This is a genomic window from Amycolatopsis sp. NPDC005961 (assembly GCF_040629235.1).
GTDB classification, from domain to species: domain Bacteria; phylum Actinomycetota; class Actinomycetes; order Mycobacteriales; family Pseudonocardiaceae; genus Amycolatopsis; species Amycolatopsis camponoti.
In genome coordinates this window covers 1-14,186 of record NZ_JBEXVF010000127.1, presented here as the reverse complement: position 1 = coordinate 14,186, position 14,186 = coordinate 1, and the positions used below count along the sequence as shown (strand labels likewise).

Sequence of the window (14,186 nt, the reverse complement as noted above, 5' to 3'; positions counted from 1 at the left end):
GAGTGGGAAACCGTGTTCCAACCCTGTTTCCCACTCACGACCGGTCTTGGTCAGGCCAGGTCCGGGCCCTTCGAACGCAGGTCGTCGACCTTGCTCATCGCTTCCCGCAGCTCGCCCAGCCAGCTGTCCGCGTGCTCGCCGACCAGCCGGACCGCCCACGCCAGCGCGTCCGACCTCGACCGGGCCACTCCCGCGTCCACCAGGGTGTCCAGGACCAACCTCTCCGGCTGGCGCAGCCGGGTCATCACCGGGGCCGAATGCGTCGTGAACAGGGCCGTCGTTCCGCCCAGCTTCGCGCCCCACGCCACCTTGCGCTGGTAGCGGTGCTCGGCCTGGCGTGCGATCTCAATGCGCTCGTCGCGCGTCTCCTCGCGGTGGCGGCTGATGCGGCCTTCCTCGGCCGCCGCGCGCGCGGCGTCGTCCGCGTACTCCTCCGTCAACGCCGGCAGCTCGCCCACCACGATGATCTCTTCGCGGTCGACCGTGATCCGCGGCGCTCCGGTGAACCAGCCGTCGGGCAGGCGCCCGCCGAACCACGCTGCCGCGTCGCTCGCCGACGGCACCTCCGCCTGCTGCCAGCCGCTGCTGCCCTTCCAGCCTCGTCCCATCTCCGCCACCTCCACGATTACATGATTACAACGCTACTCACGCTACGCCGAACACAGGTGGAAGAGCAGGTCGTTCACTCAGAGCTGAGCCGTCAGCTCCTCGGCGGTGGTCACCGGCCGGTCGCAGACGTACCCGCGGCAGACGTAGGCCGCCGCGGCACCGTCGACCAGCGGACGGTCCGCCAGCAGCGGGACGCCCGGCGCGTCCGGCTCGCCGGCCAGCACGATGCCGCCGCCGTGCACGCCCCGCGCCGCGGCCAGGCGCAACGCCGGATCCGCGCCGACCACCGCGACCTGCACCGGGCCGGCCTGCAGCGCCTCCGCGACCGACAGCCAGTGCCCGGCGAACCGCGGCACCCGGCCGGCCAGCACCCCGACCCGTCGCAACGCCTGCTCGGCCGCATCGCGATAGCGCGTCGCGGAGTCGTGCCCGGCCAGCGCCGACGCCGTCAGCAACGCCCCGGCCAGCGCGGACGCCCCGGCCGGGCTCGCGTTGTCACCCGGGTCGGCCGGACGCTGGACCAGCGCCTCGGCGTCGTCCGCGGTGTCGAAGTACGCGCCCGGGACGTCCGGGGACGCGAAGTGCGTCAACGCCAGGTCGAGCAGCCGGGTCGCTTCGGTCAGCCACTTCGCCGAGCCGGTCGCCTGGTGCAGGGCCAGGAACCCGTCGGCGACGCAGGCGTAGTCCTCCAGCACCCCGGCCGACTCCCCGACGACGCCGTCGCGCGAGCTGCGGCGCAACCGGCCGTCGACGACGTGGACGCGCAGCAGCAACTCGGCCGCGGAGACCGCCCACTCGATCCACTGTGGACGATCGAACGCGACCCCGGCCTCGGCCAGCGCCGTAATCGCCAGGCCGTTCCAGGACGCGATCACCTTGTCGTCACGGCCCGGCTGCGGCCGCTTCGCCCGCGCCTCCAGCAACTTGACCCGGACCGGTTCCGGCAGGTCCCCGAACAGCCGCAACGTCGACGCGCCCTCCTCGAAGGTCCCCTCCTCGGTGACGCCGAACAACGCGGCCGCGGAGTCGTCGCCGAGCACCTCACGCAGCTGCGCCGGCGTCCAGACGTACGTCAGGCCTTCGACGCCGTCGGTGTCCGCGTCCAGCGAGGACGCGAAGCCGCCTTCGGCCGTCCGCAAGTATCCGAAAAGGAACTCCGCGGTCCCGGAAGTGACGCGCGACGCCGTCGCCGAGCCGGTGCGCCGCCACAGGTGAGCGTAGAACCGCAGGAGCAACGCGTTGTCATACAGCATCTTCTCGAAGTGGGGCACGATCCACGACGCGTCCACGGAGTACCGCGCGAAGCCGCCGGCGAGCTGGTCGTACAGACCGCCACGGGCCATCGCTTCGGCCGTCGACTCCACAAGGGACAGTGCGTCGGCGGAGCCCGTCCGCTCGTGGTGCCGCAGCAGGAACTCCAGCACCATCGACGGCGGGAACTTGGGCGCGCGGCCGAACCCGCCGTTGACGGGGTCCGCCTCCTGCCGCAGCTTCTCGACCGCGGCCGCGAGCACGGCCTCGTCCACCACGGACTCCTGCAGCGGGCCCGTCTGCTCGGCGATGTGCGCGACGATCTGCTTGGCCCCGTCCAGCAGCTCGTCCGGCCGCTCCCGCCAGGCCTCGGCGACCGCGGCGAGCAGCTGCCGGAACGACGGCATCCCCGGCCGCGGCGACGGCGGGTAGTAGGTGCCGCAGTGGAACGGCTCGCCGTCCGGGGTCAGGAAGCACGTCATCGGCCAGCCGCCCTGCCCGGTCATCGCCTGCGTGGCGGCCATGTACACGGCGTCGATGTCCGGCCGCTCCTCGCGGTCGACCTTGATGTTGACGAAGTGCTCGTTCATCACCGCGGCCGTCTCGGGGTCTTCGAACGACTCGTGCGCCATGACGTGACACCAGTGGCACGCCGCGTAGCCCACGGAAAGCAGGATGGGCACGTTCCGCCGTCGCGCCTCGGCGAGCGCGTCGGCCCCCCACTGCCACCACTCGACCGGGTTCTCCGCGTGCTGGAGCAGGTACGGGCTGGTCGCGCTGGCGAGACGGTTCATGCCGCCCAGCGTCGCACATCGCGCTCACATCCCGCGCGCCGACCGAATAGGCAGAACATGACCGCCTCGTCGGCTTTTTCGCGTATCTTTGGCGCCCGCGACCCCGGCTACCCGATTCGGAGCGACATGACACCCGAGGCAGAGCTTCTGGAAATCATTGCCAGCTATCAGAGGCATGTCGACGACCTCGCCATTTGGTCCACAAATTCCACCAGGGTTCATGCGCTGCTGGAGGTAGCCCTACGTCCACGCGCCGAGTCGTTCCGACGCGGCTTGGAAGTCATCGACTTCCCCTGGGAGACACTCATCGATCTCGTACTGGAATGGCACTACGCCCACCCATCAGGAGACAGGGAAGTCGTCGATCAGGATGTTTTCAACGCATTGGACCTGGCTTTGAAATTCACGAGAATAACACCGCTCGAAGTCGCAATCCGAACAGGCGCCTACAGGATCAGAAAAACCGGCAATGACTTCAGAGTCCACTACCAGTGGAACATGGCACCCGAAGTGGCGGATCTTTACTTGGAACGGAGATCGAGCACACACGAAACTCCCGAACCGTCGCCGGCAGAATTGGAATGGGCAGCAAAGCAAGACCGAAAGCAGCTCAACAAGTTCGAACCACCGATCGCGCTCATGCGGAGAGCCACTGACCGGGCTTTGACCTCGATCAAGGAGTGGCAAGCCTCTACGTCAGAGGGGCACCTGGCGGATGATTTCGATCTGGGGGACGGTCTCACAGTCAGGTCCATGACCGAGGTTCTCAGCGTACTGATGGCAATAGCCCAACTCGGGGAACTCGCACATGCCAGGGTTCGAGCACCTGGAGTAACACTCGTACATGCTCACCGGAGCGCGATTATCGACTGGATGAAAGAGCTCTGCAGCAACTCGACCAAGCCGGCAATCGACGTGGCCCTCGACCGCCTGACCGCAGGACTGGGCCGCTCGGTCCGCAGATCGCTCCTCGTGCCGAACGGCGAGATCGTCACCTTCCTACCTCTCCTCCTCTTCCCGCGCGCGTTCGATTCGCTGATGCTGCGAACGGCGGCCTACAACCCGGGCACGTACGGCCCGATCGGCCAGCGCCAGGGGAATCAAGCGAACGTGTGGGCAAAATGGTTCAGCGCAGTCAGCGGAACTCAGGTAGCCGAGCGACTCAAGGTGCGAGACGCCACTGGCAAGGTCGTCGGCGATCTGGATGTAGTCGCGCTGGACGCCACGACCATGCGCGGCGCGGTCTTCGAGATCAAATGGCCCATCGACGCCGTGACCCTCCCTGAGACACTCAAGATCGAAGGCAACATCACCGCCGCGGCAAGGCAGTTGGGTCACGTTCGCAAGCTTCTCAGAGAGGGCGAATCGGAAGTACAACTGCCGCGAGGATGGCCTGCGTTCCGGGATGTCGAGTGGACATGGTGCGTCGGAACTCCGCGGCAGTTGACCGCGCGACCGCTGCCGGAACCCGAAATGACGGCAATCTCCATGCAGTACCTGGCGAGTCTGGGTGAAGTCGACACTCTGACCGACGTGCTTGGCCTGCTCGAAAAGCCGGACTGGCCTCAGGCCGGCAGCCACTACACCGTGCAGAAGACGACCATCGAACTGGATCGACACCGGATCCACATGGACTCACTCCACCTGAAAGACGTGGATTGGCTACCCCGCGTGAGAAGGTCCTCGTGACGAGCCCACCCGGCTCGGCGAGGCGCCGGTGCGACCACCAACTTCCTTGATGCATCCCTTCGCCGCGTGCTCGAGGCGAAGGGACGCCCCCAGGGTGGCACCCGGAAAAACCGGACGCGCCGAGGAGGGTTCTCGGCCACACTGGGCAGGTGTTGCTGACGATCACGACGACCCGGAACCCCGCCACCGACTTGGGTTTTCTCCTGCACAAGCACCCGGAGAAAGCCCAGTCGGTCGCGCTGTCGGCCGGGACCGCGCACGTCTTCTACCCGGAGGCGTCGCCGAATCGTTGCACCGTCGCGTTGTTCGTCGAAATCGACCCGGTCGCGCTGGTGCGCGGGGGCGGGACTTCGTTGACGCAGTACGTCAACGACCGGCCGTACGCCGGTGGCTCGTACCTCGCGGTCGCGCTGCGGGCGGCGTTCACGACGGCGCTGGCGGGCCGCTGCGCCACGCGCCCGGAACTCGTCGACGAGCCCTTCGGACTGGAGATCCGCGTGCCGTCGCTGTCCGCGCGGGGCGGCGCCGAAGTCGTGCGCAAGCTGTTCGAACCGCTCGGCTGGCGCGTGACGACCGCGCCGATCCCGCTCGACCCGCGGTTCCCGGAGTGGGGCGAGAGCCGGTACGTCGACTTGACGCTCACCGGCACCCACCGGGTCGCCGACGCGCTGCGCCACCTCTACGTCCTGCTGCCCGCGCTCGACGGCGACAAGCACTACTGGGTCGGCCAGGACGAGGCCGACAAGCTGCTGCGCGCCGGCGACGGCTGGCTCGCCGCGCACCCCGAGCGGACGCTCATCACGAACCGGTACCTCGAGCGGCGCCGGCCGGTGGTGACCTACGCGCTTTCGCGGCTGGCCGAATCCGACGACGTCCCCGCGGACGCCGAGGCGGTCGTCACCGAGCTGCCGGACAAGCCGGAGAGCCTCGCGTCGCAGCGCCACGGCAGCGTGCTCGCCGCGTTGCGGGCCGCCGGCGCGCGGCGCGTGCTCGACCTCGGCTGCGGGAGCGGCGCGCTGCTGCGCGTCCTCGAGAAGGACCGGTCGTTCACCGAGATCGTCGGCGTCGACGTCTCCGCGCACGCACTGGACATCGCCGAGAAGCGGCTCAAGGACAGCTCGCGCGTCACGCTCCGGCAGTCCGCGCTCACCTACGCCGACCCGGCACTGGCCGGGTACGACGCCGCCGTGCTCATGGAGGTGGTCGAACACGTCGACGAGGAGCGGCTCCCGGCCCTGGAACACGCGGTGTTCGGGGTCGCGGCGCCGCGTACGGTGCTCGTCACGACGCCCAACGCGGAGTACAACCGGCTGTTCGAGTTCCTGCCGATGGGGCATTTCCGGCACGCCGACCACCGGTTCGAATGGACGCGAGCCGAGTTCCGCGCCTGGGCGGACGGCGTCGCGACCCGGCGCGGCTACGACGTCCGGTACTTGCCGATCGGACCGGAGGACCAGGCAGCAGGACCGCCGACCCAACTGGCGGTCTTCACCACCCAAAAGGAGGTGGCCGCGTGAAGCTGACCGTTCCCGACATGTCGCTCGTCGTGCTCGTCGGCGCTTCCGGCTCCGGGAAGTCGACGTTCGCGCGCACGCACTTCGCGCCGACGCAGGTGCTCTCCAGCGACTTCTTCCGCGGGCTCGTCGCCGACGACGAAAACGACCAGTCGGCGTCGGCCGAAGCGTTCGACGCGCTGCACTACGTCGCGGCGAAGCGGCTCGCGGCCGGGCGGATGACCGTCATCGACGCGACGAACGTCCAGCGCGCTTCGCGGGCGAGCCTGGTGAAGCTCGCGAAGGAGCACGACGTGCTGCCCACGGCGATCGTGCTCGACCTGCCGCTCGGCGTCTGCGTCGAGCGCAACGCTTCGCGCCCCGAGCGCGACTTCGGCGACCACGTCGTCCGGCGCCAGCGCGGCGAGCTGCAGCGGTCGCTGAAGTCGCTGGAGCGCGAAGGATTCCGGCGGGTGCACGTGCTGCGGTCCGAGGCCGAGGTGGCCGAGGCGGAGATCGCCGTCGAGCCGCTGCGCAACGACAAGCGCGACCTGACCGGGCCGTTCGACGTGATCGGCGACGTCCACGGCTGCGCGGCCGAGCTCGAGGAACTGCTGGCCGAGCTGGGGTACGTCGACGGCGTCCACCCGGCCGGGCGGACGGCGGTGTTCGTCGGCGACCTCGTCGACCGCGGCCCGGACACCCCGGGCGTACTGCGGCGCGTGATGGGGATGGCCGCGGCCGGGAGCGCGCTGGTCGTGTGCGGCAACCACGAGCAGAAGCTGGTGCGCGCGCTGCACGGCCGGAAGGTCAACGCCGCGCACGGGCTCGCGGAGTCGCTGGAGCAGCTCGCCGCGGAGAGCGAGGAGTTCCGCCGGGCGGCGCACGAGTTCTGCGACGGGCTGATCGCGCACTACGTCCTCGACGGCGGCGACCTGGTCGTCGCGCACGCCGGGCTGCCCGAGCGCTACCACGGGCGCGCGTCCGGGCGGGTCCGCAGCATGGCGCTCTACGGCGACACGACCGGCGAGACCGACGAATACGGCCTGCCGGTGCGGCTGCCCTGGGCGCGCGACTACCGCGGGTCGGCGATGGTCCTGTACGGGCACACCCCGACGCTGGAGCCGGAGTGGGTCAACAACACGATGTGCCTCGACACCGGCGCCGTGTTCGGCGGGAAGCTGACCGCGCTGCGCTACCCGGAGCGCGAAGTCGTCTCGGTGAAGGCCCACCAGGTCTGGTACGAGCCGTCACGGCCTCTCGACGCTTCGCGGCCCCTCGGCGGACGTGAGCCGGCGGTCCTGGAGCTGGCCGACGTCACCGGGAAGCGGATCGTGCAGACCGCGCACCACGGCCGCGTCGGCGTCTCGGCGGAGCAGTCGGCGGCGGCGCTGGAGGTGATGAGCCGGTTCGCGGTCGACCCGCGGTGGCTGGCCTACCTGCCGCCGACGATGGCGCCGTGCTCGACGTCGGCCCGGGACGACTACCTGGAGCACCCGGAAGAGGCGTTCGCCGAGTACCGGGCGGCGGGCGTCGAGTCGGTGCTGTGCGAGGAGAAGCACATGGGCTCGCGGGCCGTGGTCCTGGTGTGCCGGAACGACGCCGGTTCCCGGCGGTTCGGCATCGAGGGCGGCGGCGCGGTGTACACGCGGACCGGGCGGCCGTTCTTCTCGGCCGCGCAGAACGCGACGCTGCTGGACGACGTGCGGTCGGCGGCCGGCGGGCTGTTCGACGAGCTGGAGTCGGACTGGCTGCTCCTCGACGCCGAGCTGCTGCCGTGGAGCGCGAAGGCGGGCGGGCTGATCGCGGACCAGTACGCGTCGGTCGGCGCGGCGGCGCAGGCGGTGCTGCCGGCGGCGGTCTCCGCGCTGACGACGGCGTCCGCGCGCGGCATCGACGTCTCGGACCTGTTGCGGCGCACGGCAACGCGTTCGTCCACAGTGGAGTCCTATCGGGACGCCTACCGGCGGTACTGCTGGCCGACGTCGGGACTGGACGGGGTGCGGCTGGCGCCGTTCCAGCTGCTGGCTTCGGAAGGGGCGACCTACCACGACCGGCCGCATTCGTGGCACCTCTCGGTGCTGGACGGCCTCGCCGGCCCGCGCTTCCAGCGCACCCGGACGCGCTCGGTGGACCTGCTGGACGCGGCGTCGGTGGCCCAGGGGGTCGCGTGGTGGGAGGAGCTGACGGCCGCGGGTGGCGAGGGCATGGTGGTCAAGCCGTCGGCGAACCTGACCCGGGGCGCGCGCGGCCTGGTCCAGCCGGGTGTGAAGGTCCGCGGGCGCGAGTACCTGCGGATCATCTACGGGCCGGACTACACGCTGCCGGCCAACCTGGATCGGCTGCGCAAGCGCGGGCTGAACCGGAAGCGCATGCTTGCGCTGCGCGAGTACGCGCTGGGGCTGGAGGCCCTGGAGCGCGTCGCGCGGGGCGAGCCGCTGTGGCGGGTGCACGAGTGCGTGTTCGCGGTGCTCGCCCTGGAGTCCGATCCGGTGGACCCGCGGCTCTAGCTAACTGTCGGCTTTGGTGGTCGAGGAGTCCTTCGCGGGCTTCTCGGCCGCCTCGTCCTTCTTCTCTTCCGGCTCGACGGCCGGCGCCGGCTCTTCGGCCGGCGGGTCGTCGAAGCTGGCCGGGACGCGCTTCAGGTGCTTCGTCATCGAGCGGACCAGGAACGCGACCGCGATGAGGAACAGGATCAGCACCAGGAAGCCGACCGGAGAGGACTTGCCGAAGTCCTCTCCCTGCCCGCCGTTGTCGCCGTCACCCGGCTGCTGCGTCAGCACCAGAACCGACGCGGTCACCGGAAGCGCCACGCCGGCCGGCAGCGTCAGACTCATGTGTTCACCTTCTCCTCGATGCCGATGCCGGCGAACAGGTCGTCCTCCGGCAACGTGCTGTCGACCTGCGACTTGACCAGCTCGTACTCCTCGGTCGGCCAAGTCTGGCGCTGGATCTCCAACGGGACGGCGAACCAGCGGCTGTTCGGGTCGATCTGCGTGGCGTGCGCCTTGAGCGCCTCGTCCCGCACCTCGAAGTATTCACCGCACTCGACGCGGGTCGTCACCCGCTCCATCACATCGGCGCGATCGGGGTCCCACTTCTCGAGCCACTCGGTGTACGGCGACTCGAGCCCGGCCTCCTTCAGCGCGGCGTCGAAGGCCATCATCCGGGCCTTCGAGAAGCCGTGCAGGTAGTACAGCTTCAGCGGCTGCCACGGCTCGCCCGCCTCGGGGAACCGGTCCGGGTCGCCCGCCGCGTCCCACGCCGCCATCGACACCTCGTGGGTGCGGATGTGGTCGGGGTGCGGGTAGCCGCCGTTCTCGTCGTACGTCGTGATGACGTGCGGGCGGAACTCCCGGATCACGCGGACCAGCGCCTCGGTCGATTCCTCCAGCGGCACGACCGCGAACGAGCCCTCGGGCACCGGCGGCAGCGGGTCGCCCTCCGGCAGGCCGGAGTCCACGAAGCCCAGCCAGCGCTGGCTCACGCCGAGGATCTTGGCCGCGCGGGCCATCTCCTCACGGCGGATCTCATGCATGTTCGCCAGCACCTCGGGCCGGTCCATGGCCGGGTTGAGGATGCTGCCCGCCTCGCCCCCGGTGCACGTGACGACCAGCACCTCGTGCCCTTCGGCGGCGTAGCGCGCCATCGTGGCGGCACCCTTGCTCGACTCGTCGTCCGGGTGCGCGTGCACGGCCATCATCCGCAGGCGCGGCGCGGCGGTCTTCGTCAACTGGTCCACCATGCTGCGAACGACTCCTTCTCTACCCGTATTCCGCGACCCACCTGCGGGCCGCCCACCCAGCGGGCGGATACTCGAAGCCGTACCCGCCCCACCATTGTCCCCAGGGGTACGACAAGAACGAGCAGGAGGCCCCGCGTTGGCAGGCGGACCGGCGGAAACGGCAGCGCCCGTGCTGCCCGAAGGCCGGTACGGCAGCACGCGGCCGAAGGCGCCCCGGCGCTGGCGACGGTGGCTCTTCCTGGCCATCGCCCTGCTGGTCAGCGGCGTGATCGCGTGGGTCGCGTACGTCAACCTGGGGTCCGCGCCGATCGACGCCGAGCGCGTCGCCTTCCGCGGTGAACCGGGCAACGCGATGGAAATCACCATCAACGTGACGCGGGACGACAACAACCGGGCGGGCGTCTGCATCGTGCGCGTCCGCGACAAGACCGGCGCCGAGAGCGGCCGCAAAGAGCTCCTGATCCCCGCCGGCGCGAAGTACAGCAGGATGACCACGACGATCAAGAGCATCGGGGAACCGGTGACGGCCGACGTGTACGGCTGCTCGTACGACATACCAGACTACCTGTCAACCCCATAGCGGCCAACGGGGTGAACCGCGCGCTCAACGCCCACGGCGCGCGGAAATAACGGGCGTCGGCCTGTCGCGCCGTGATAGTCTGACCCTTCAGCACGGCCCGCGACGGGCCGTGTTTTTCCTTTATCTCAGCCACGCGGGCACCTACGCCCGTGTGGGCCGGCTTGAACACGCAAGCCTGGCAGGCCCGACGAGGAGATGGTGACCGTGAGCGACACCAAGGTGACCTGGCTGACCCAGGATGCCTACGACCGGCTCAAGCACGAGCTCGACGAAATGATCGAGAATCGTCCGGTCATCGCCGCGCGCATCAACGACAGCCGCGAAGAGGGCGACCTCAAGGAGAACGGCGGCTACCACGCCGCCCGTGAAGAACAGGGCCAGGCCGAGGCGCGCATCCGGCACCTGCAGGAGCTGCTGCGCTCGGCCAAGGTCGGCGAGAAGCCCGCGAACGACGGCACCGCCGGCCCCGGCAAGGTCCTCACGGTCCGCTACGAGGGCGACGACGAGGACGAGAAGTTCCTCCTCGCCACCCGCGAGGAGGGCGCCGAAGGCGACCTCGACGTGTACTCCCCGGAGTCGCCGCTGGGCAAGGCCCTGCTCGGCGCCAAGGAGGGCGAGTCGCGCGAGTACGAGCTGCCCAACGGCAAGCTCCAGAAGGTCACCCTCGTGAAAGCGGTTCCGTACACCGACGCCAAATAACAACGGCTAGCGTGTCCTCCCAGGAATCACGTTCTGGGAGGACATCGCCGTGAGCACCGAACCCCTCTGCCAGGCCTGCGGCATGCAGTACGCCGTGGCCCGTGACGACTGCCCGGTCTGCGAGGACGAACGCCAGTACGTCCCGGCGGCCGGGCAGCAGTGGACGAACCTCGAAACCCTGCGCGCGAGCGGCACGTACACACCGCGCGTCGAAGAGCAGGGCCGCGGCATCATCGGCGTCGGCTCGAACCCCGGCTTCGCGATCGGCGAACGCGCGTTGCTCGTGCAGGCGCGGTCCGGCAACTTCCTGTGGGACTGCGCGGCCTACCTCGACGACGCGCTGGTCCAGCAGGTCCGCGACCTGGGCGGCATCACCGGCATCGCGATCAGCCACCCGCACTACTACACGACGATGGTGGAGTGGGCGCACGCGTTCGACGTGCCGATCTACCTGCACGAAGGCGACCAGCAGTGGATCGGCCGGCCCGACCCGGCGGTGAAGCTGTGGTCCGGCACGACGCTGGACGTCGCCGACGACCTGCGCCTGATCAACCTGGGCGTCCACTTCACCGGCGGCACGGTCCTGCACTGGCCGGACGGCGAAGACGGCCAGGGCGCGCTGCTGTCCGGCGACATCGTGCAGGTCATCCCGGACCGCACGCACGTGGGCTTCATGTACAGCTACCCGAACCTGGTCCCGGAGCGCCCGCACATCGTCCGGCGCGCGGCGGAGCTGCTGGCGGGCTACCGCTTCGAGGCGATCTACGGCGCCTGGTGGGACGCGATCGTGCGGACCGACGGCTTCGAGGTCGTGCAGCGCTCGGCGAAGCGGTACCTGGCCCAGGTGTCAGACGAAGGCTGAGCGTCAGCCCCGCGCGGTCCGTTCGAGCAACGGGCGGACCCGCGGCGGCACCGGGGTCGACAAAGCGATCGACGTCGACGTCCGCAGCACGTCCGGGACCCCCACCACCTCGTCGATCACCCGCTGCAGGTCGTCGTTCCCCCGCGCCACCATCCGCACGAACAGGTCGCCCTGGCCCGTCGTCGCGTGGACTTCGCACACCTCGTCGATCGCCGAAAGCGCTTCCGTCACCTCCGCGCGGCGGCCCTGGGCGATCTCCAGCCACGCGAACGCCGTCAGGCCGTAGCCCATCGCCGCCAGGTCGAGCTCCGGCGGGAAGCCGCCGAGGATGCCGCGGTCGGTCAGGCGGTCCAGGCGCGCCTGGACCGTCCCGCGCGCGACCCCCAGCCGGCGCGCGCTCTCCAGCACGCCCAGCCGCGGGGAGTCGGTGAGCAACAGCAGCAGGCGCGCGTCCAATGCGTCGAGGTTCTCCGACATTGCTCTCTCTCCTGCACAAGTTGTCCACGTTGACAGCCGATGTCCGGCCACCACCAAGCATATTGCCCAGCGAAAACAGAGACCATTGCACATCTTGCCTCATAGGGTCGATCCTTCGAGGTATGACCCAGACTGCCGAACCCCAGAGCGGCCTCGACGACGTCAGCTATGACCAGCTGCGTCAGCTCGTCGGGCTTGTCGACCACGACGCCTCGACCGACCCGTTCCCGGTCAAGGCCATGGACGCGGTGGTGTTCATCGCGGGCAACGCCACCCAGACGGCCTGGTACTACCAGATCGCCTTCGGGATGCAGCTCGTCGCGTACTCGGGCCCCGAGACCGGCGACTTCGAGCGCAAGTCCTACGTCCTCAAGTCCGGCTCGGCCCGGTTCGTCATCACCGGCGGCGTGAAGCCGGACTCGCCGCTGCTCGACCACCACCGCAAGCACGGCGACGGCGTCATCGACCTGGCGCTGGAGACCACCGACGTCGACAAGTGCGTCGAGCACGCCCGCGCGCAGGGTGCGACCGTTCTCGAAGAGCCGCACGACGTCTCCGACGAGCACGGCACCGTGCGCGTCGCCGCGATCGCGACCTACGGCGAAACCCGCCACTCGCTGGTCGACCGGTCGCGCTACACCGGCGTCTACCTGCCCGGCTACGAGCCGCGCGAGAGCACGGTCAAGCGGCCGGAAGGCGCGCCGAAGCGGCTGTTCCAGGCCGTCGACCACTGCGTCGGCAACGTCGAGCTCGGCAAGATGGACTACTGGGTCGACTGGTACCACCGCGTCATGGGCTTCGTGAACATGGCGGAGTTCGTCGGCGACGACATCGCGACCGAGTACTCGGCGCTGATGAGCAAGGTCGTCTCGAACGGCAACCACCGCGTCAAGTTCCCGCTGAACGAGCCCGCCGTCGCGAAGAAGAAGTCGCAGATCGACGAGTACCTCGAGTTCTACGGCGGCGCCGGCTGCCAGCACATCGCGCTGGCCACCAACGACATCATCGCCACGGTGACGGCGATGCGCGCCGCCGGCGTCGAGTTCCTCGACACCCCGGACTCCTACTACGACGACCCCGAGCTGCGCGCCCGGATCGGCAACGTCCGCGTGTCGATCGAGACGCTCAAGGAGCACAGCATCCTGGTCGACCGCGACGAGGACGGCTACCTGCTGCAGATCTTCACGAAGCCGATCGGCGACCGCCCGACCGTCTTCTACGAGCTGATCGAGCGCCACGGTTCGCTGGGCTTCGGCAAGGGCAACTTCAAGGCGCTGTTCGAGGCCATCGAGCGTGAGCAGGAGCGCCGAGGCAATCTTTAACGCCGAGGCGCCATCGGCACAGCGCCGCGGCAACCTCTAACACATCTCGGCGAAGGCCACCATGGCGGACCTGTGGGTCCCCTATGGTGGCCTTTGACGTGTTCGGGGGAACCGATGGCTTCCCGGATCCGTCAGTGTGGAGAAGCAGAGAGAAGGGGCCGGGATGCCGGACAGCATCGACGCCAGCGACGCGATGATCGACAACTGGACCAAGCGGCTCGAGGAGAACGCCGCCCGGTACCAGGCGCTGGCCGATCGCATGCAGGGCCAGTCGGTCACCGAGCGGTCGAAGGACGGCACCGTCACGGTGACCGTCGATTCGCGCGGCCTGCTGAAGAACCTCGTCATCGCCGAGACCGCCACGAGCAAGCGGATGGCCGAGGTGTCGGCGCAGGTGATGCAGCTGGTGCAGCGCGCGCAGGCGCGCATCCCGGAACTGCTGCAGCAGGCCATGACCGAGACCACCGGCACCGGCGACCAGGCCGCGGCGGAGATCGTCCGCGAGGCGCAGAGCACCTTCCCGGAACCGCCGCCGGAGCCCGAGCCCGCGTTCCCGGAGCCCGACCGCGTCCGCCGGTTCCTGCCGGAGGACAACGACGAGCAGCCGCCGCGCACCCCGCCGCCGCCCGCGCCGCCGCAGCCGCAGCAGCAACCGCCGCGGCGCC

General features: G+C 69.6%; 13 protein-coding genes. 8 read left to right on the top strand and 5 right to left on the bottom strand.

Annotated elements, in window-relative coordinates; translation table 11 throughout:
- Nucleotides 1–50: 50 nt before the first annotated feature.
- Nucleotides 51–608 carry a hypothetical protein gene (locus ABZ342_RS47860; protein WP_155541019.1) on the bottom strand — a complete coding sequence of 186 codons (558 nt, stop codon included), beginning with the start codon at nt 606–608 and terminating at the stop codon, nt 51–53.
- Nucleotides 609–686: 78 nt separating this feature from the next.
- Nucleotides 687–2,654, bottom strand: coding sequence for a thioredoxin domain-containing protein (locus tag ABZ342_RS47855; protein WP_360488487.1), 1,968 nt, complete (start codon nt 2,652–2,654; stop codon nt 687–689).
- Between the two features lie 57 nt (nt 2,655–2,711).
- Between ABZ342_RS47855 and ABZ342_RS47850 the strand changes: the two genes are divergently transcribed.
- The 3 genes from ABZ342_RS47850 to ABZ342_RS47840 all read left to right on the top strand — a co-directional run bounded on the left by ABZ342_RS47850 (nt 2,712) and on the right by ABZ342_RS47840 (nt 8,346).
- The gene (locus ABZ342_RS47850; protein ID WP_360488484.1) at nt 2,712–4,343 is read left to right on the top strand and encodes a hypothetical protein; all 1,632 of its coding nucleotides are present in this window, start codon (nt 2,712–2,714) and stop codon (nt 4,341–4,343) included.
- A gap of 149 nt (nt 4,344–4,492) precedes the next feature.
- Nucleotides 4,493–5,860, top strand: coding sequence for a 3' terminal RNA ribose 2'-O-methyltransferase Hen1 (locus tag ABZ342_RS47845; RefSeq protein WP_360488480.1), 1,368 nt, complete (start codon nt 4,493–4,495; stop codon nt 5,858–5,860).
- Complete coding sequence (locus ABZ342_RS47840) at nt 5,857–8,346, top strand: polynucleotide kinase-phosphatase (protein WP_360488477.1); 2,490 nt, start codon at nt 5,857–5,859, stop codon at nt 8,344–8,346. Before ABZ342_RS47845 ends, ABZ342_RS47840 begins: the two co-directional genes overlap by 4 nt.
- Here ABZ342_RS47840 and ABZ342_RS47835 read toward each other — a convergent pair whose 3' ends face one another.
- A complete protein-coding gene (locus ABZ342_RS47835) occupies nt 8,347–8,673 on the bottom strand; it encodes a hypothetical protein (RefSeq protein WP_360488474.1) in 327 nt (108 codons plus the stop codon).
- Nucleotides 8,670–9,581, bottom strand: coding sequence for a mycothiol conjugate amidase Mca (mca, locus tag ABZ342_RS47830; RefSeq protein WP_360488471.1), 912 nt, complete (start codon nt 9,579–9,581; stop codon nt 8,670–8,672). The genes ABZ342_RS47835 and mca overlap by 4 nt, the downstream gene beginning before the upstream one ends.
- A gap of 136 nt (nt 9,582–9,717) precedes the next feature.
- Here mca and ABZ342_RS47825 point away from each other — a divergent pair, with 136 nt between their 5' ends.
- From ABZ342_RS47825 to ABZ342_RS47815, 3 genes are all read left to right on the top strand, one after another.
- Complete coding sequence (locus ABZ342_RS47825; RefSeq protein ID WP_155541004.1) at nt 9,718–10,161, top strand: DUF4307 domain-containing protein; 444 nt, start codon at nt 9,718–9,720, stop codon at nt 10,159–10,161.
- A gap of 195 nt (nt 10,162–10,356) precedes the next feature.
- Nucleotides 10,357–10,860: a transcription elongation factor GreA gene (greA, locus tag ABZ342_RS47820; protein WP_155541003.1), complete on the top strand. Its 504-nt coding sequence runs from the start codon at nt 10,357–10,359 to the stop codon at nt 10,858–10,860.
- Nucleotides 10,861–10,909: 49 nt separating this feature from the next.
- Nucleotides 10,910–11,722, top strand: a complete 813-nt coding sequence (locus ABZ342_RS47815; RefSeq protein ID WP_360488467.1) for an MBL fold metallo-hydrolase — start codon at nt 10,910–10,912, stop codon at nt 11,720–11,722.
- A 3-nt stretch (nt 11,723–11,725) separates the two neighbouring features.
- Here the strand turns inward: ABZ342_RS47815 and ABZ342_RS47810 are convergent, their stop codons facing one another.
- A complete protein-coding gene (locus ABZ342_RS47810; RefSeq protein WP_155541001.1) occupies nt 11,726–12,199 on the bottom strand; it encodes an Lrp/AsnC family transcriptional regulator in 474 nt (157 codons plus the stop codon).
- Between the two features lie 122 nt (nt 12,200–12,321).
- On the opposite strand from ABZ342_RS47810, the gene hppD reads away from it, so the two are divergent.
- Both hppD and ABZ342_RS47800 read left to right on the top strand, forming a co-directional pair.
- Nucleotides 12,322–13,521, top strand: a complete 1,200-nt coding sequence (gene hppD / locus ABZ342_RS47805; protein ID WP_155541000.1) for a 4-hydroxyphenylpyruvate dioxygenase — start codon at nt 12,322–12,324, stop codon at nt 13,519–13,521.
- Between the two features lie 163 nt (nt 13,522–13,684).
- Nucleotides 13,685–14,186, top strand: a 502-nt coding sequence (locus ABZ342_RS47800; RefSeq protein WP_360488463.1) for a YbaB/EbfC family nucleoid-associated protein, incomplete at its 3' end; no start/stop codon positions are given.

Coding starts and splice junctions, on each gene's coding strand:
- ABZ342_RS47860 (WP_155541019.1), bottom strand. CDS start 608: ATGGGACGAGGCTGGAAGGGCAGCAGCGGCTGGCAGCAGGCGGAGGTG.
- ABZ342_RS47855 (WP_360488487.1), bottom strand. CDS start 2,654: ATGAACCGTCTCGCCAGCGCGACCAGCCCGTACCTGCTCCAGCACGCG.
- ABZ342_RS47850 (WP_360488484.1), top strand. CDS start 2,712: ATGACCGCCTCGTCGGCTTTTTCGCGTATCTTTGGCGCCCGCGACCCC.
- ABZ342_RS47835 (WP_360488474.1), bottom strand. CDS start 8,673: ATGAGTCTGACGCTGCCGGCCGGCGTGGCGCTTCCGGTGACCGCGTCG.
- mca (WP_360488471.1), bottom strand. CDS start 9,581: ATGGTGGACCAGTTGACGAAGACCGCCGCGCCGCGCCTGCGGATGATG.
- greA (WP_155541003.1), top strand. CDS start 10,357: ATGGTGACCGTGAGCGACACCAAGGTGACCTGGCTGACCCAGGATGCC.
- ABZ342_RS47810 (WP_155541001.1), bottom strand. CDS start 12,199: ATGTCGGAGAACCTCGACGCATTGGACGCGCGCCTGCTGCTGTTGCTC.
- hppD (WP_155541000.1), top strand. CDS start 12,322: ATGACCCAGACTGCCGAACCCCAGAGCGGCCTCGACGACGTCAGCTAT.